This window comes from Acetobacter sp., assembly GCF_047721705.1.
GTDB lineage: Bacteria > Pseudomonadota > Alphaproteobacteria > Acetobacterales > Acetobacteraceae > Acetobacter.
Window position 1 is genome coordinate 1 of record NZ_JBDNXK010000044.1, and the last position, 18,512, is coordinate 18,512.

12 protein-coding genes are annotated in these 18,512 nt (G+C 57.7%); 7 read left to right on the forward strand and 5 right to left on the reverse strand.

What is annotated here, in order from left to right; genetic code table 11:
* The 3 genes from ABF824_RS09055 to ABF824_RS09065 form a co-directional block, all read right to left on the reverse strand.
* Window positions 1-1,351, reverse strand: a 1,351-nt coding sequence (locus ABF824_RS09055) for a molybdopterin cofactor-binding domain-containing protein (RefSeq protein WP_415488230.1), incomplete at its 3' end; no start/stop codon positions are given.
* Window positions 1,344-2,825: a xanthine dehydrogenase small subunit gene (xdhA, locus tag ABF824_RS09060; protein ID WP_415488232.1), complete on the reverse strand. Its 1,482-nt coding sequence runs from the start codon at window positions 2,823-2,825 to the stop codon at window positions 1,344-1,346. The genes xdhA and ABF824_RS09055, both read right to left, overlap by 8 nt.
* A 275-nt stretch (window positions 2,826-3,100) precedes the next feature.
* Entirely contained in the window at window positions 3,101-4,495 is a 1,395-nt protein-coding gene (locus ABF824_RS09065) for an MFS transporter (RefSeq protein ID WP_415488234.1), read from the reverse strand.
* A 218-nt stretch (window positions 4,496-4,713) separates the two neighbouring features.
* Between ABF824_RS09065 and ABF824_RS09070 the strand changes: the two genes are divergently transcribed.
* The 3 genes from ABF824_RS09070 (at window position 4,714) to ABF824_RS09080 (ending at window position 7,009) form a co-directional block, all read left to right on the forward strand.
* Entirely contained in the window at window positions 4,714-5,019 is a 306-nt protein-coding gene (locus ABF824_RS09070; protein ID WP_415488236.1) for a CsbD family protein, read from the forward strand.
* Between the two features lie 218 nt (window positions 5,020-5,237).
* Window positions 5,238-5,870 (forward strand): ribonuclease HII, encoded by a 633-nt coding sequence (locus ABF824_RS09075; protein ID WP_415488238.1) that lies wholly within the window; start codon window positions 5,238-5,240, stop codon window positions 5,868-5,870.
* Entirely contained in the window at window positions 5,867-7,009 is a 1,143-nt protein-coding gene (locus ABF824_RS09080) for a site-specific DNA-methyltransferase (RefSeq protein WP_415488240.1), read from the forward strand. Before ABF824_RS09075 ends, ABF824_RS09080 begins: the two co-directional genes overlap by 4 nt.
* A 40-nt stretch (window positions 7,010-7,049) precedes the next feature.
* On the opposite strand, the gene ABF824_RS09085 is transcribed toward ABF824_RS09080, so the two are convergent.
* A complete protein-coding gene (locus tag ABF824_RS09085; RefSeq protein WP_415488261.1) occupies window positions 7,050-7,607 on the reverse strand; it encodes an ankyrin repeat domain-containing protein in 558 nt (185 codons plus the stop codon).
* A 454-nt stretch (window positions 7,608-8,061) separates the two neighbouring features.
* Here ABF824_RS09085 and ABF824_RS09090 point away from each other — a divergent pair, with 454 nt between their 5' ends.
* The 4 genes from ABF824_RS09090 to ABF824_RS09105 are packed head-to-tail and all read left to right on the forward strand — an operon-like array spanning window position 8,062 to window position 17,364.
* Entirely contained in the window at window positions 8,062-9,306 is a 1,245-nt protein-coding gene (locus ABF824_RS09090; protein WP_415488242.1) for an MdtA/MuxA family multidrug efflux RND transporter periplasmic adaptor subunit, read from the forward strand.
* A 9-nt stretch (window positions 9,307-9,315) separates the two neighbouring features.
* Window positions 9,316-12,486, forward strand: coding sequence for an efflux RND transporter permease subunit (locus tag ABF824_RS09095; protein ID WP_415488244.1), 3,171 nt, complete (start codon window positions 9,316-9,318; stop codon window positions 12,484-12,486).
* Window positions 12,487-12,492: 6 nt separating this feature from the next.
* The gene (locus ABF824_RS09100; RefSeq protein ID WP_415488246.1) at window positions 12,493-15,807 is read left to right on the forward strand and encodes an efflux RND transporter permease subunit; all 3,315 of its coding nucleotides are present in this window, start codon (window positions 12,493-12,495) and stop codon (window positions 15,805-15,807) included.
* A gap of 6 nt (window positions 15,808-15,813) precedes the next feature.
* Complete coding sequence (locus tag ABF824_RS09105; protein ID WP_415488248.1) at window positions 15,814-17,364, forward strand: efflux transporter outer membrane subunit; 1,551 nt, start codon at window positions 15,814-15,816, stop codon at window positions 17,362-17,364.
* Between the two features lie 102 nt (window positions 17,365-17,466).
* Here ABF824_RS09105 and ABF824_RS09110 read toward each other — a convergent pair whose 3' ends face one another.
* Window positions 17,467-18,447, reverse strand: coding sequence for an aldo/keto reductase (locus tag ABF824_RS09110; protein WP_415488262.1), 981 nt, complete (start codon window positions 18,445-18,447; stop codon window positions 17,467-17,469).
* Window positions 18,448-18,512 lie beyond the last annotated feature (65 nt).

Consider the following 18,512-nt stretch of genomic DNA (forward strand, 5'->3'; position numbering starts at 1 on the left):
TAACTGGCGGGAGGGCACTGCCGCGACGAATGTAGGGGCGCTTCCGGTTGAACGCCCTGATTTCCTCACGGCGTGCGCGATAAGCGCACTCTTTGGCCAGTTGCGTCATGATTTCATAAGAGATCGAATCTTCGACCGTCATGTAATACGGCGTGAGATTTCTCTCTTCCCTGCCATAGACGTTCCGCAGACGCACATCCAGCGGATCAAGCCCTGTCGCGTGGGCAATCTCCTCCATCACGCGCTCAGCAGCGGCAATTCCCTGTGGGCCACCGAAGCCCCGAAAAGCCGTGTTTGACTGCGTGTGTGTCAGCAAAGGCTCCGAGCGGAAACGCACATCGGGATAATAATAGGCGTTGTCCGCATGAAAGAGCGCCCGATCGGTCACAGGACCGGACAAATCGGCAGACCAGCCGCAGCGGGCAGCCAGCACCATGTCCACGCCGTGCACCACGCCGTCAGCGTCAAATCCGACATCATAATCAATCACGAAATCATGCCGTTTACCGGTCATGATCATGTCGTCATCGCGATCAAGGCGGCATCGGGCGAAACGTCCTGTAATATCCGCAGCCAGCGCCGCCATGCAGGCTGCGGGCGTCGCCTGTGTTTCCTTTCCGCCGAAACCGCCACCTAGGCGCCGGATTTCCACAGTCACCAGATTGCTGGGACGATCCAGTATATGCGCCACGAGATGCTGCGTTTCCGTGGGATGCTGCGTGGAGGACCAGACGTGCATCTCGCCTTCCTCACCCGGTTTGGCAAGAGCCGCCTGCCCTTCCAGATAAAACTGTTCCTGACCGCCCACCACCAGTCGACCGGATGCTCTTTTCGGTGAATCTTTCAATGCCTGTTCGGCATCTCCGCGCTTCATCTCCAGTGGACGCCAGACCGTGCGGCCCCCTGCCTTCCGCGCCTCTTCAATGGAAAGAAATGCTGGTAGATCTTCATACACAATCTCCGCCAGTCGCGCGGCTTTGCGTGCAGCCTGTCGCGTTTCCGCTACCACGGCGAAAATCGGCTGCCCATAATAGAACACCTCATCTTCGGCAAACAAAGGTTCATCACCAGCGTGAACAGGACTGATCTGATTTTCGCCGCGCACATCCGCAGCCGTCAGAACATGCACCACGCCGGGAAAACTCTTTACAGGCTCCAGATCAATCGAGACGATCCGCGCGTGCGCCCGAGTGCTTAGGCCCGGAACGACATGAACCGCATCGTCGGGAACCGGAATATCGTCGATATAGGTCGCTTTTCCAGCGACATGCAGCCTTCCGCTTTCATGACGCAGGCTCTTGCTCGCACCACCTGCAACGATCTCTTCCTTTTCCATGATCGTCTCAGACATCTGCCAGTTCCCTCCATCCTTCCAGAGACAGGGATACGCTCTTTTCCGTCGATGACGTTTCTTCAAAGAAACGATTCAGGAGATTGGCAGCAACGGTGGAGCGGTACCACGCGCTCCCTCGCATATCACTTAGGGGCGTGAAATCTTCCGCAATGGCGAGACGGGCATCCGCAACCGCCTCCGCTGTCCATTTCCGTCCCACAAGCGCCTCTTCCGCACCCGTCGCCCGTTTGGGCACACCCGCCATCCCACCGAAGGCGAGACGTGCGCGCCCGATGGAGCCATCCTCGTGAAAGGAGAGGAAAAAAGCGCCCAATACTGCGGAAATATCCTGATCGAAGCGCTTTGAAATCTTGTAAGCACGCAATACCGAGCATTCAGGCATATCCGGAATGAACACGCCCTCGATAAATTCACCCGGCAACCGATCCTGCTTGCCATATTCAAGGAAATAATCTTCCAGCAGAATATCGCGCCGCACATTTCCCCGCCGCAGATGCAGCCTCGCTCCGGCAGCGATAAAAATGGGCGGTCCGTCGCCAATAGGCGACGCATTGCCAATATTGCCGCAGACGGTTGCGGCATTGCGCACCTGCGTCGAGCCCAGACGGCGGATGGTTTCCGCCGCCCCCGGAAGCTGCGCGGCAAGAGCTGATTGCGCCTGACTGTAGGTCACTCCCGCACCAATCCACAGACCTCCGTCACGCCGCTCCAGACAATGCAGATCGTGAGCGGAGCGGACAGAAATGATGGTCGGCAGATCACGCAGATGCTTGGTCACCCACAACCCAACGTCAGTAGCCCCCGCCACAAGCGTTGCCTGAGGGTGCACTATATAAGCTTGCGCCAGCTCTTCCGTGTTAATGGGCAGAATGACGCGACCAACTGAGCTACTGATCTCCGCGCCTGTTTGTGTGCGAAGACCAAGAAGGCGGTCTTTGATTGTTTCCGCTGTTCTGGTGAACAGATCGGTGTGGCTCTGCATATCCCGCAGCGCCTGCTCCATGGCTCGCACAATCGGTGCGTAACCTGTGCAACGGCACAGATTTCCGGCCAGAGCGACATTGATGGCTTTTGGATCGTCTGTCCCGCCACTCATGGCATACGCCGCCATAGACATGACGAAACCCGGCGTGCAGAAACCGCACTGCGACCCGTGAGCATCGACCATAGCCTGCTGCACCGGATGCAATGCGCCATCAGGGGACGCAAGATCCTCGACAGTGAAGAGTTGCGCCCCGTCGAGCATCCATAGAAACTGGATGCAGGCGTTCACGCTTCGCCACGTCAGCCCGCCTTCTTCCAGACGAACGACCATGACCGTGCAGGCGCCGCAATCGCCTTCGTTGCAGCCTTCCTTTGTTCCCGTCCTCCGCTTCTTTTCACGCAGCCAGTCGAGAACCGTCAGTGTCGGTGAAAAAGCCGACACTTCCTGCAAAGCGGAGCCCAGATAAAATCGGATATGGTCTCGCATTTTCTGTTCCCCGGCGCGTTCAGCCACTCCCGAGAATACCACTTTCTCAGGAGCAAAACCGCCTGACTTGAAAAGACTATCAACTGTGGGCACGACGCCCGTTATGAGCCGGAGCGTTTCTTCTGACCGATCATGGACGATGAAGAAGATGGCTTACGACCCGAATATGAAATGTTTCATACTCAGATCGTTCTTGTATATGATTTAATTCAGTCTAATGCGTTCTCAAAATGAGATCATACACATTGTCAAAAACCCTTTGATCCTGCCGCGGATCACTGGCCATGTCCGCTAATGTTCGCCCCCGCATTCGGCGCCAGTCGCGCCGCCAGAGGCACGGCCAGACAGGAGAGCAGGCCGATAACCAGAAAACTCACCCGGAAATCCGCCGTCTGGGCAGTCAGGTGATGATGCGCAATGCGCGACATGGTCACGGCAAGGGCCGCTACACATATCCCTGACGATAGCATGATCTGCTGGAAGGTTGCATAAAAACTCGTCGCAGCGCTCATGCGCGGTTCCGGCAGGTCAGCATAAGCAATGGAGTTGTAGGCGGAAAACTGGATGGCCTGAACGGCGCCCGACAGGATCAGAACCAACGTCAAGGTCCAGTATGGCCAGCCAGCGGGGAACAGTGCGACCAGTCCGAATGTTAGTCCAGCACCCCAACCGAGTGTCATCATGACGCGCCGGAACCCGAAACGACGAAAGATACGCGGCACGTAAGGTCTGGCACATAAAGCCCCCACCGGCGCGGCAAAAATGATCATGCCACTCTGAATGGGACTAAGGTCGAACCCAACCTGCAACAATGCCGGGACCAGAAACGGGAGTGCTCCGGCAGCGAGCCGGGAAGCAGCGCCACTAAAAACGGACAGCCTGAAAGTCGGCACGCGCATGAGCCGAAAATCAAGAACCGGGGCTTCGCAATGCTTCATATGTCGGGAATAAAGGATGAACAGACCAGCTCCGATAGCCACCAACACGGCGGACAGCCAGTAAGGCTTCGTAGCATGGCTGATCATTTCCGCGCCAACGGACAACAGCGCCAGACCACCCCCAGCCAGCACCATACCCATCCGATCGAATGGCGTTTTTCGAGGCTCCCGCAATTGCGGAATATGCCTCCACGTCATGAAGAGACCCAACAGTCCAACGGGGATATTGAGATAAAAATTCCAGCGCCATGAAAGCGTCTGCGTGACGATACCCCCTATCACCGGTCCAAGCATCGGCCCCAAGGTGGCGGGCATCATCATCCATGTCATGGTTTTCAGCAGTTCGGATTTGGCCACGCTTCGCAGCAGCACCAACCTTCCCACAGGCATCATAAGCGCGCCACCAACGCCCTGCATCATGCGCCCGACCGCCAGCACCGGTAGAGTCTGTGCCTGCGCGCAAAGAATGGAACAGGCCACAAACAGGCCGATCGCCACCATCAACGTGGTGCGACTGCCAAATCTGTCCGCCACGGCTCCAGATGCCGGAATGAAAATCGCCAACCCCACAATGTAGGAAGTGAGCGCTATCGATACCTCAACTGGGTCAACGTGAAGTGAGGTCGCAATAGATGGGAGCGCCGTTGCCAGAATGGTGCCGTCGAGCTGCTCCATGAACAGAAAACAGGAAATGGTGAGAGCGATGATCTGCGAGCGGCGCAAAAGAGGCATGGCGGCAGAAAGCAGACTTTTCCTGCGGCAGGCAAGCCGCCTTCACCTCAGATCACAGGATAATGCTCATATGCGCCGGATGCAGCGAAGGGGAACTTCGAACCAGAAAAAACGTTGCATCAGAACGAAAAGCGGTTCCTTCTAACCGTCTGAAGTTTATTGCTTCATGCGGGATTGCCGCACCGACTGACCGCAAACCAGCGAAAAGGAAACACAACATGTCCGACGACAAGATCGAACCGACAAAAGAAAAAATCCAGGGTGCCGTCGATGAGGCGAAAGGTCGCGTGAAAGACGCAGTCGGCGGTCTGACCGGCGACGCGAAGATGCAGGCTTCCGGCAAAGTCGATCAGCTTGCTGGCATCGCGCAGGAGGAATTTGCCGATCTCTATGAAGAGAGCCAGGGCATCATCGAGAAAAGCGTGGCCTGCATCCGCGACAAGCCCCTGCTGTCCCTTGGCATTGCCTACCTTGCAGGCGTCGTCGTGACGTGGCTGCTTTTTCCACGTCGCCGCAAGGCCTGAAGCGCAACAAACAACCTGAAATAGCGGGGCCGGTGGAATTCCACCGGCCTTTTTTACGACTCGTGAAGAGTCTGACGGTTTTTCTGCCTCTCACGGCATTTTTTTTGCTCCCGACTCTTGCGCGGTCACGAGAGAAAATGGTTTTCCTTACCTGCGAGTCGGAGTTCAAACTACTCGATTATTCACCGCGAGTGGTTTGAAGACGACGGAAAGGAACCATGCCGGACTTCGCCCTTGAGACTGAATATGGAGGCCGCGTGGCTGGGGTGGACGAGGCCGGTTGCGGCCCGCTCGCCGGCCCGGTTGTGGCGGCTGCCGTAGTTTTCACGCAGGGCGTTCCAGACGATCTCGCCATGAGCATTGATGATTCCAAGGCGCTGACCGCAGGCCGCCGCGAAGCCATCGCCGCCCGGCTACCCAAGGTTCCCGGCATCGAGATCGGTATCGCTGCGGCATCGGTGAATGAAATTCTCGAACTCAACATTCTCAAGGCGGCGCAGCTTGCAATGGCGAGGGCCGTAAACAAACTCCCTGCTCCACCGCGCATCGCGCTTGTAGACGGCAATCGCAAGCCGCCGCTTGATATTCCTGTCCGCACCATTGTTGGCGGTGACGGCATCAGCCTGTCCATCGCCGCGGCTTCGATCCTCGCCAAAGTGACGCGCGACCGGATCATGAACCGTCTCGACATCCGCTGGCCGGGTTACGGCTGGGCCAAAAACGCAGGGTACGGCACCGCCGCCCACCGTAAGGCCATCACTACACAGGGGTGCACCCCCCACCATCGCCGCGGCTTCGGAACTGTCCGCAAGCAGCTTGAACTCACACTTGCTACTGGAGGCCCGGCATGAGCGGCGCTATCAACAACTCCATGGAACTTCCTCTGGACCAGATTCTGTGCGGTGAATGCGTCGACACGATGCGTAGCCTGCCGACCGGTAGCGTTGACTGCATCTTTGCGGACCCGCCGTATAATCTCCAGTTGAAAGGTGAACTACGCCGCCCCGATGACAGCATTGTCGACGGCGTTGATGATGACTGGGACAAATTCAGCGATCTTCAGGCCTATGATCATTTCACGCGTGAATGGCTGACAGAAGCGCGCCGCCTTCTCCACAAGGACGGCACGATCTGGGTGATCGGCTCCTATCACAACATCTTCCGCCTTGGCGCGATCCTGCAGGATCTGGGCTTCTGGATCCTCAACGACATCGTGTGGCGTAAATCGAACCCGATGCCGAACTTCCGTGGGCGCCGTTTCACCAACGCCCATGAGACGATGATCTGGGCGGCGCGCAGCGAGAGCAGCCAGTATCGCTTCAATTATCAGGCCATGAAGGCGCTGAATGACGACGTGCAGATGCGTTCGGACTGGTATCTGCCGCTGTGCACCGGCAATGAGCGTCTGCGCAACGAACACGGACTGAAGCTCCACCCGACCCAGAAGCCGGAAAGTCTGCTCCATCGCGTGCTGCTTGCTTCGACCGCCGAAAACGACGTGGTGCTCGACCCTTTCAGCGGCACAGGCACGACCGCAGCCATGGCAAAGCGTCTGCACCGCCATTTCGTCGGCATCGAACGGCACCCCGATTACGCCGAGGCCGCGATGGCGCGCGTGGCTCGGGAAGAGCCGCTGCCGGCTGAAGCTGTCGCCACCACACCCGCCAAGCGTGAAGCGCCCCGCGTGCCGTTCGGCAGCCTGGTTGAGCGGAATTACATCATACCGGGAACGGTTGTTTGTGATCGCAACCGTCGGGTTTTCGCGACGGTCGCTCCTGATGGCACGCTGGTGAGCGGCGCAAAACGCGGCTCCATTCACAAGCTGGGAGCCATGCTCACAAATGCGCCGTCCTGCAATGGCTGGACATTCTGGCATTTTGAGCGTGACGACCAATTGCTTCCGCTCGACACCCTCCGTTCAGAAAGTCTTGAAGCAGACGCACAATCTCTCACGACAAGCGCTTCGACCCTGCCATTGGCGGCTCAGTAGCCGCCACTCAATGGGTTAGCAGGAAAATCTGGTTTGGTGATCAGCTGCCACCAAACCCGAGGAATCCTATCGTCGGCTGCGGCTGGCCGCCCGTCGCATCATAGCGTCTGTCCATCACACTGGCGCTCGTTCCGCGACCAGCACGACTACCGATGCTCAGATGACCCGAGCCATTCTCCACCCGAACACCGGAGTTGGAGACAGTCGTCCTTGTTACCTCGTTGGAATCATCGACAGCGCGCATCGACAGCAGGAAGAACATGATGTCCTTGCGGTTCAGATCGATCGCCATGTCCAGCGCCGTCTGATCAATGACGTTTCGACCATTGAGATCAGCACCGCGGCTTACCGCTTCCTTCGCAGCGCCAAGACTTCCACGATTGACGGCATCGAACAGTGCCGCCGTCGGCTCCATGTCCGCATTGGCATGGCCTGCTTCTTCTTCCGCAGATTCAGCACCTGGAAGAGCAGCCGGCGGCGCGGCACGCTTTGCGTCTTTCCGCGCCTCGGCTTCTTTCGCAGCGTCTTCTGCTTCAGCCTGCTCTGCTTCCTGCGCGTGCGCATGATGCACGGGCACTGCAACGGCAAAACCGCACATGAGCAGCAATGCAAAAGCGTAACGCTTATGACTGTGGTTCAGATCAGGATAGAGGGTGACCATGTACGCTTTACTCCCTACCCTCTATATTAGTGAACAAAACACTTTCTCACCAGATGTCCCGTGCGTCTGAATTGCTGAATCTGGCGTTTCATGCACGATACATTTGTTACATATCGCAATATTCACAATGCGGCAGTAGCACCATCTCCACACGTGCCTGCCAGCGCAAATGCGAATTTTCTCAACTGAACTGCCGCTCAACAAACTGTCACAGAGTTAAACTCAATACGACGTGAAAGATTTTATCTTTTATTTTCATAAGCCTATGAAGTTTTTTTTAAGCAAAAAAAACCTCTTGGGGGCATGTTAGTGTTTTCGGTTTACTGCTATTGAGAATTGAATTCTGCCGTAGAATTGGATTACTCATTCAGGACGGATTTTGACATCTCCCATGGACGATCAGCCTACCACCAGTTCGCCCACGCCTCCGTCTTCCTCGCCGCGCCGCCGTCGCTGGATATGGGTTATCGTGCTCCTCCTGTTTGTTGCAGCCGTGGCTTATGCCCTTGTCGGGCATCGGCAGAAGAGCGCACGCAGAGTCGGCCCGACAGCAACAGACGCTCAGCCGGTTGCCGTCCAGACCATTACTCGCGGCGATATGCCTGTGGTCCTCACCGAACTTGGCACGGTCGTCCCGATCACCAACGTGACGGTACAGACACGCGTTGACGGCTACCTGATGGACGTCAAGTTCACTGAAGGTCAGCACGTCAAGAAAGACGATCTGCTCGCCATCATTGATCCGCGCCCCTACGAAGTAGCCCTACGCCAGTATGAAGGGCAGCTTGCGCAAGATCAGGCGCAGCTTGAAAGAGCCCGGATCGACAACGCCCGGTATCAGAAGCTTATCAGGCAGGACAGCGTCGCCGCCATGACCGCGCGCGATCAGGAGTTCACTGTCAAACAGCTTGAAGGCACCGTAAAGGTCGATCAGGCGCTGGTCGATAACCAGAAGCTCCAGTTGATCTACTGCCACGTCACTGCCCCCGTGGATGGACGCGTTGGCATTCGTGCCGTGGACAAGGGGAATTATGTCACGGCGGGGCAGTCGGGTGGTCTCGCCATCCTCACGCAGATGCAGCCTATTTCCGTCATATTCACATTACCGCAGGACCAGTTGGCGGAAGTGGTGGACGAACTTCGTGCCGGACAGAAATTGCAGGTCGAAGCGTGGAACAGCTCCAACACGGAGAAAATCTCCACGGGCAGCGTGAGTGCGCTCGACAGCCAGATCGACACATCGACAGGCACAGTTCGTCTGCGTGCGATCTTCCCGAACGAAGACGAACATCTGTTCCCCAATCAGTTCGTGAATGCCCGTCTGCTGGTGAAGACTTTGCATGACGCCATCATCGTACCTTCCAATGCCCTGCAAACCGGCCCGAACGGTCAGTTCGTCTATGTGGTGAAAGCGGACAGCACCGTCGAAGTCCGCAATGTGAAGCCCGGCATCACGGATGGAACACGCACCGTGGTCGACAGCGGCCTTCAGGCGGGTGATCGTGTCGTCACGGATGGCACGGATCATCTGCGCGCAGGCGCTTCGGTGTCCATTCCCGCCGACCACCCTGACACCACCACTCAGGTGCAGCCGGATGCGACGCCAAAGAAACATCGCCGCCACAATGCCAACTGATCGCTGCCCGTGAATCCGTCACGCATCTTCATTGAACGGCCTGTCGCCACCACGCTGCTGATGGTGGCGGTGCTGATTGCCGGTCTGCTCGGCTATCACTTCCTGCCGGTTTCGGCGCTGCCGGACGTGGAGTATCCCACGGTCACCGTGCAGACTTTCTACCCAGGGGCCGGACCAGATGTTATGGCCACGTCCGTAACGGCTCCTCTGGAAACCCAGTTCGGCGAAATGCCGGGACTGGATCAGATGACTTCGCGCTCATCCGGTGGCGCATCGGTCATCACCCTGCGCTTTGGCCTGAGCATGTCGATGGACGTTGCGGAACAGGAAGTGCAGGCGGCCATCAACCAGGCCAATTCGCTTCTCCCGACCGACCTGCCCGCACCCCCGACCTACGCCAAGGTCAATCCTGCTGATACACCCGTCCTTACCCTAGGCATCACATCAAAGACTATTCCGCTCCCCGAAGTGGAAGATTATGTCGACACGCGGCTGGAGCAGAAGATCAGCCAGATATCGGGGGTTGGTCTCGTCACGCTCTCGGGTGGCAATCGCAAGGCTTTCCGGGTCCGGGTCAACATTCCCAAGCTGACCTCCTACGGCATCGATCTGGATACGCTGCGGACCACCATCAGCAATGTGAACGTCAATTCCCCCACCGGTACGTTCGATGGTGCGCAACGGGCAGCCACCCTTCGTGTGGACGGGCAGCTTGTCAGCGCCCAGCAGCTTCTGAATCAGGTCATTGCGTATCAGAACAGTGGGCCGATCCGGGTGCGCGATGTGGCCTCCGTCATCGTGGGTGCGGAAAACACACAACTTGCCGCCTGGGCGAACACCACACCGGGCCTGATCCTGAACGTCCAGCGTCAACCGGGCGCCAACGTCATTTCCGTGGTGGACAACATCAAGGCCACCCTGCCCATCCTGAAGCAGACGCTGCCGCCGGGGATCGATATCGTTCTCCTGACGGACCGCACCACGACAATCCGTGCTTCTGTGGCCGACGTGGAGTTCGAGCTTTTCCTTGCGCTCGCACTGGTCGTGGCGGTGATCTTTGTCTTCCTGCGCGATATTCCGGCGACCATCATTCCCAGCCTGTCAGTCCCACTCTCCATTGTCGGCACTTTCGCCGTGATGGACCTGATGGGGTTCTCGCTCGACAATCTCTCTCTCATGTCACTCACCATCGCCACCGGCTTTGTGGTGGACGATGCCATCGTGATGATCGAGAACATCTCCCGCTATATCGAGGCCGGTGAAGACAGGATGACGGCGGCGCTGAAGGGCGCGGGGGAGATCGGCTTCACCATCGTCTCGCTGACCATCTCGCTGATTGCCGTGCTGATCCCGCTGCTCTTCATGGGCGATGTCGTCGGACGACTGTTCCACGAATTCGCGGTCACATTGGCCATCACCATCATTCTGTCAGCTCTGGTTTCGCTCACGCTCGTGCCGATGATGTGCGCCCGTCTGCTGACCGAGCGGCCCCACACAGTTGAGGCGACGCAAACATGGTTCCAGCGCTGGTCCGCCCGGATGGAAATTGCCACGGAACGTCTGATCGCTGCATACGACCGCGCGCTCGATGTTGTTCTGGCTCATGAAAAGACAACGCTGCTGGTGTTTGGCGCTACGCTGCTCCTGACTGCGTTTCTTGGATGGGAGATTCCGAAGGGCTTCTTCCCGGTGCAGGATACCGGCGTCATTCAGGGCATTTCGGTCGCGGCACAGTCCACTTCCTTTGACGCCATGAAAGTGCATCAGGAAGAGCTTGCCCGCGCAATCCTGAAAGACCCGGATGTCGCGTCACTTTCGTCTTTCGTGGGCGTGGACGGACAGAATGCGACCCTTAATCAGGGACGTTTTCTCATTAACCTGAAGCCTCATGACGAACGCAGCAGCAATGCGCAGGAAATCGCCAAGCGGCTGACAGAAGAAACCGCTGGCATCCCGGGCATCAGCCTGTACATGCAACCCGTGCAGGATCTTGCGCTCGACACCACCGTATCGGCCACCCAGTATCAATTCCTGCTGGAAAACCCGGACTATAACGAATTCAAGACATGGGTGCCGAAGCTCATCGACGCCTTGCGGGAGGAACCCTCCCTCTCTGACGTGACTTCGGACCTTCAGGCCGAAGGGCTGGTTGCCAAGGTCACGCTCGATCGCTCCACGGGGGCCCGTTATTCCATCACGCCCCAGACGATCGACAATGTGCTCTACGATTCATTCGGGCAACGGCAGATCTCCACGATCTATACGCAGTCCAACCAGTATCGTGTGATCCTCGAGGCTGATCCGGCGTTCCAGAAAAACCTTGCTTCACTGAACCAGCTTTATCTGCCCGGCATCTCCGGCAATTCGGGTGAAAGCACCTCAGGTCCAACACGTTCGCCCACTTCCGGGCTGGTGCCGATGGCGGCCGTAACGTCCATCACAAACGAGACGGCCCCCCTGCTGATCACGCACTACGGACAGTTTCCAGCGACAACCGTCTCATTCAATGTGGCAAAAGGCTACACACTCGGGCAGGCCACCGATGCCATCCGCCGGGTGGAGAAGAAGCTGAATCTGCCCGTCAGTTTCCAGACATCCTTTCAGGGTGCAGCCGCAGCCTTTCAGGGCTCGCTTGGCAATGAACTGTTCCTCGTCGGTGCGGCACTCGTAGCGGTCTATATCGTGCTTGGCATTCTTTATGAGAGTTTTGTTCACCCCGTGACAATTCTCTCCACCCTGCCCTCGGCTGGCATCGGAGCACTGCTGATGCTCCGCATCTCGGGCGCCGGGCTGGATGTGATGGGCATCATCGGCCTCGTTCTGCTGATCGGCATCGTCAAGAAGAATGCGATCATGATGATCGACTTCGCGCTGGAAGCAGAACGCGAGAGAGGCATGTCTTCGCTTGAGTCGATCCGTCAGGCGGCAACGCTGCGTTTTCGCCCCATCCTGATGACGACGCTCGCCGCCATGCTGGGCGCATTGCCGATGGTTATCTCGTCAGGCACCGGCTCCGAATTACGCCGCCCGCTGGGGCTCGCAATTGTCGGTGGTCTGGCCGTTTCCCAGTTGCTGACATTGTTCACCACCCCCGTCATCTATCTTGCGCTGGATACGCTGGGCCAGAAATGGAAGCGTCGGTTTGCACAGAACCCGCAGCCTTCCGGCACGCAGGGCTAAGTGCGGATGAGCCCCTGCCGCCTCTTCATCGAACGCCCTGTCGCCACCACACTGCTGACCGTGGCGCTCCTGATTGCGGGTATCCTCGGCTATCTGAGCCTGCCGGTCTCGGACCTGCCCAACGTGGATTTCCCCGTCATCATGGTGCAGGCGCAGCAGCCCGGCGGTTCGCCTGAGGAAGTCGCAAGCTCGGTTGCTGCTCCACTTGAACGCCATCTTGGACAAATTGCCGGCCTGACGGAGATGACGTCTCAGTCATCGCAGAATCAGGTCCGGATCATGCTCCAGTTCGACCTGAACAGGGACATCAATGGCGCGGCCCGCGACGTGGAGGCCGCGCTTCAGGCCGCCCGCGCCGACATGCCTTCATCGCTCCGGACAAACCCCAGCTACAGCAAGGCCAACCCGAACGGCGCGCCGGTTCTCATTCTTTCCCTTACCTCGCCCACCCGCACACCAGCCGTCCTTTATGATCTGGCCAGCAATGTACTGGAACAGCATCTTTCGCAGGTCTCCGGCGTCGGCATGGTACAGATTGCTGGTAGCGCCCTGCCCGCCGTTCGTGTGGAGATGAATCCTCTCAAACTATTCCAGTACGGCATCGGATTTGAGGACGTACGTGCTGCACTTGCATCGGCCAATGCACACACACCCAAAGGAATCATCGATCAGAACGGCGTGCGCTATACGCTGGACACAAACGATCAGGCGCGCGAAGCACAGGCCTATCGTGATCTTATCATCGCCTACCGCAGCAACCGCCCCGTACGTCTCGCCGATGTGGCTCAAGTTTACGATGGCGTCGAAGATATCCGCAACGCGGGTTTCTATAACGAGCAGCGTGCCGTTATTGGCGTGATTTTCGCGCAGGCGGGCGCGAATGTCATCAAAACGATCGACCAGATCAACGCAAAACTGCCGCTTCTGCGGACTGCATTGCCAAGCGACGTTTCCCTGAATGTGGCGCTGGATCGCTCTCTCACCATCCGCGCTTCGCTCGCGGACACGCAGGCGACACTGATCATCGGTGTCATTCTGGTCGTTCTGGTGACACTGGCCTTCCTGCGTTCGCTGCGGATGACGCTCATTCCAGCCATCGTCGTGCCGACATCCATCATCGCGACATTCGGTGCGATGCGGCTGCTGGGGTTTTCGCTCGACAACATGTCGCTGATGGCGCTGACGGTCTCGACAGGGTTTGTTGTCGATGACGCCATCGTCGTGCTGGAAAATATCGCCCGTCATATCGAGGAAGGTGTGCCGCCAAGAGAGGCCGCGCTCAAAGGGGCTGAGGAAGTGGCGTTTACCGTCGTTTCCATTTCCGTGTCGCTGATTGCGGTCTTCCTGCCAATCCTGCTTCTCGGTGGTCTGGCAGGGCGTCTGTTCCACGAACTGGCCATGACGATCTCGATCACCATCGTCATCTCGATGCTGCTTTCCCTGTCCCTGACTCCCATGCTGGCCTCACGCATACTGCGCTCACCCCATGTCCGCGAGCCCCACAGGACAGCAAGCTGGTGGAACAGGCTGGCCTCCTCGACCGGCTCATTTTTTAGCAACGCCATCGCGAAGCTGGAAAAAGCCTATGCCGTCACGCTCGATGTGACGCTCCGGCATAACCTGCTTGTCCTGCTGACTCTTCCCGCCACTCTCGTGCTCACCGTCGCGCTGTTCATCGTCATGCCGAAAGGCTTCTTCCCCACAGAAGATACCGGCATGCTCATGGGGCATCTGCGAGGAGACCAGTCCATCTCCTTCACGGCCATGACGCAGAAAATCGCCGAGGTCGAACGCGCAATCCTGCAGGACAAGGAAGTGAACAGCGTCTCCGGGTTTGTCGGCGGACGCGGCTCATCCAATCAGGCGACCCTGTTCCTTCAACTGAAAGATAAGAGCGAACGCGGTCCGGCCTCCGCGCTCATGCTCCGGGTTTCACAGCGCCTGAAGAATCTCGTTGGCGCTGAATTCTTTCTGATGGAACCGGGGGGCGTCCGTGCAGGGGCGCGACAGGGCAACGCTTCCTACCAGTATACGCTGGAGGGAGACTCTGCGACTGAACTTTACACCTGGGCGCCAAAGCTACTGGCAGCGTTGAGAAAGCATCCCGAAATTCTCGACCTTTCCACAGATGTGCAGCAGGGCGGAGCCGCCATTGTGGCAGCGATCGATCGTGATACGGCTTCCCGGTTCCAGATTACACCACAGCTTATCTCGAACACGCTTTACGACGCTTTCGGTCAGCGCGCCGCTTCCGTGATTTACAACTCGCTCAACCAGTATCGCGTGGTGATGGAAGCCTCGAAGGAATTCTGGAGCAACCCGAACACCATCAAGCAGGTATGGGTCGCTTCGACGGGCGGAAGCGCTGCGGGTGGAACGGCATCCAACACAATTCGAGTGCGCACTTCAAGCAGTGAAGGCAGCACGACCAGCAGCACTGTGGCGAGCATCAACAGCCAGAACTTCCGAAACCAGATCGCCAACAAACTGGCTGGTGGTTCCTCGGCTTCCAACGGCTCGGCGGTTTCCACCGGCAAGGCGTCGATGATCCCGCTGACCTTCATCACGACCATAAAGCCGGCCAACACGGCTGTTTCGGTCAATCATCAGGGACAGTCCGTTGCCTCCACTCTTTCCTTCAATTTGGCGAAAGGTGTGGCGCTGAGCCGCGCTGTGCAGATCATTCAGGACGAAACCGTCTCGCTGCACATGCCCGCAACCATTCACGGCAGTTTTGCTGGCAACGCCGCCCAGTTCCAGAAATCGGTCAATGACGAGCCCATTCTGATCCTGGCCGCACTGGTCGCGGTCTATGTGGTTCTCGGCATTCTCTATGAGAGCTATGTTCACCCGATCACCATTCTCTCCACCCTGCCATCCGCAGGCGTGGGCGCTCTTCTGGCGCTCCAGCTCTTTGGAGAGGATTTCTCGCTGATCGCGATGATCGGCGTCATCCTGCTGATCGGTATCGTGAAAAAGAACGCCATCATGCTGGTGGATTTTGCAATTAACGCTGAGCGGGAGCACGGCTCATCGCCTCTGGAAGCCATTCGCACGGCCTGTCTGCTGCGCTTCCGACCGATCATCATGACGTCTCTCGCGGCGGCCTTCGGCGCGTTACCGCTTGTATTCGGCAACGGTTATGGCGCCGAGATGCGGCGACCGCTCGGCATCGCCATTGTTGGGGGACTGGTGGTCAGTCAGGCTCTGACGCTCTACACCACGCCGGTTGTCTATCTTACACTCGATCGTCTCGCGCTGCGGTTCCGTAAAAATCCGCGCAGGCGTCTCTCCTCTCACGCAAACCCTCAGGACGCCTGACGCGGCATGAAACACCAATCACGCTCCCGCCCCGCTTTCCTGCTCTCCCTGTTTGCTCTGTCCGGCTGCATGGTCGGCCCGGATTATAAAAAACCCGCGGCCATCATCTCACCGCGCTTCAAGGAACTTCACCCCGCCAAAGGGTGGGATTATGCCGCCCCATCTCTGGCCGCCGCCCCGAAAGGGAAATGGTGGGAAATCTACAACGATCCGGAACTCAATGCGCTTGAAGAGCGCGTGGCGATCAACAACCAGAATATCGCCCAATATGAAGCGCAATATAGAAACGCGCGCGCAACCATCAACGCCATCCGTGCCCAGCTGTATCCTACCCTAAGCGGTTCTCTGAGTTTCAACCGAAACAGTCAGGGGCGTGGTTCCCGTAACGCCTCATCAGGTGTGCTGGTCAATTATGCCGATGGCTCCAGCGGCACCACTTACACAGCGTCGAACACCACGGAATCTACGTACGGCATGGGTCCGACAGCCAGTTGGGACCTTGATCTGTGGGGCAAGATCCGACGTCAGATTCAGTCACAGGTGACAGAGGCGCAGGCAAGCGCCGCAGATCTCGCCAATGCCACCCTTTCCTATCAGGCCCAGTTGGCGACTGCGTATTTCAATCTGCGCTATCAGGATAGTCTCAAGGATCTTTTGCACCGCACGGCTGAGCTTTACGAACACTCGCTGAAAATTACGCAAAATCAGTACGATGCGGGTGTCGCCGAACCCACGGCTCTGCTGCAGGCCAAGACGCAGCTGGAGCAGACACGGGCCCAGGAAGTGCAGGCAGGCATCGCTCGGGCACAATACGAGCATGCCATTGCCGTTCTCATCGGTCAGCCGCCAGCCAATGTGACAATCCCGACCGGCTCGCTGACGCGAAATATTCCCGCCATCCCGGTAAGCGTTCCGGCGACACTGTTGCAACGTCGTCCTGATATCGCCGCAGCCGAGCGTCGTATGGAGTCATATAACGCCCAGATCGGCGCAGCCGTCGCAGCTTTCTATCCGGACGTGAAGCTGACGGCCTCCTATTCCTACAGCGGCGATCCGGTCGGTGCGCTTGTGCAGGTGGCCAATCGTATCTGGTCGCTTGGTGCCGCGGCCACCGAAACCATTTTCTCAGGTGGATCGCGGACTGCTGCTGTTTATGAAGCCAACGCGAATTACGATGCCTACACCGCCGCCTACCGCCAGACAGTGCTGACAGCTCTGCAAGGCACCGAAGACCAGCTTTCCAATCTGCGCATTCTGGCAGATCAGGCCGCACAGCAGGCCATCGCGCTCGATGCCGCGAACAAGGCAGTTACGGTCTCGATGAATCAGTATATGGCAGGGACGGAGATCTACACGACGGTCATCACCGCGCAGGCTACCGCACTCTCAAACGCAGAAACCTCTCTCGCCATTCAGCAGGCGCGTATGGTGGATTCCGTCGCACTTGTGCAGGCTCTCGGTGGCGGGTGGGATGCCTCCCTCCTGCCATCCAAGGGATCAATGCAGACGGATAATCCGCTCCTGCCTTCCTTCATCCAGCCGGACAAAAATAAGTAACAGAGAGTTTTCAAGAAAACTCACACCTCCCCTCAGAAAATCACTCTTTTCCTGAGGGGGAATGAAGAAGCTGAGAAAATCTCAGACGTCCTCGTCGTTTTCTCAGCGGTTAGGTGGGGCCATAAACTCGGGGCCAACCGGATCGGGGATGGTTTCTTTCAGAATCCGGTCGATCTCGGCTTTATCTTCCGCTGTAAGATTCCAGCCAAATACATCCGAAACTCCTGTGATCTGCTCCGGCTTGCGTGCACCCCAAAGTGCGATCAGCGGCCCTTGGTCCAGAACCCAACGAATGGCAAGAACCATCAGCGATTTACCGTGCTTATCAGCGATAGCGCGGAGTTTATCGACGGCTGCCAGATACTGCTCAAAACGTGGAGCCTGAAATTTGGGGTCCGCACTGCGCAGATCATCTTTGGGAAAGACGGTCTGGCTTGTCATTTTACCGGCAAGCAATCCTCGGCAGAGGGGACCATACGCCAACCCGATAAGTTTATGCTTCTCCATATAGGGGAGAATGTCCTTCTCGATCCCACGTTCGAACAGATTGTAAGGCGGCTGGACGACGGCCAGAGGCGCATGAGCACGAAAGGTCTCCATCTGCTCCACTGAGTAGTTCGACACGCCGAGCGCGCGGACCTTTCCTTCTTTTACAAGGGCTGCCAACGTCTCTGCAGTCTCGGCAATGGGCGTTTTATCGTCCGGCCAATGGACCTGATAGATGTCGATATAATCCGTTTTCAGGCGACGCAGGGAATCCTCGATTTCCTGACGGATCCGTCCCGGCGTGCTGTCACGGAAAGGCTTCTCATCTTTCCAGTTCAGGCCGACTTTCGTGGCAAGAATGACCTTGTCCCGTCGACCGTCCAGCGCACGCCCGATCACTTCTTCTGAATGTCCGAAACCATACACCGGGGCCGTATCGATCAGATTGATACCTTCATCCAGCGCCCGATGAATCGTGCGGATGGCGTTATCATCGTCAGGACCGCCCCACATCCAGCCACCGATAGCCCATGTGCCCAGCGCCACGCGGGATGCTGGAGTGGAAATTCCGGGAATGGAAAGTTCGTTTTGAGAAATCAAGATTTCTCTCCTCAATGATTCCGGTAAAGTCTGAACGCGAGATTTTCTCTGTCGTTTCAGCG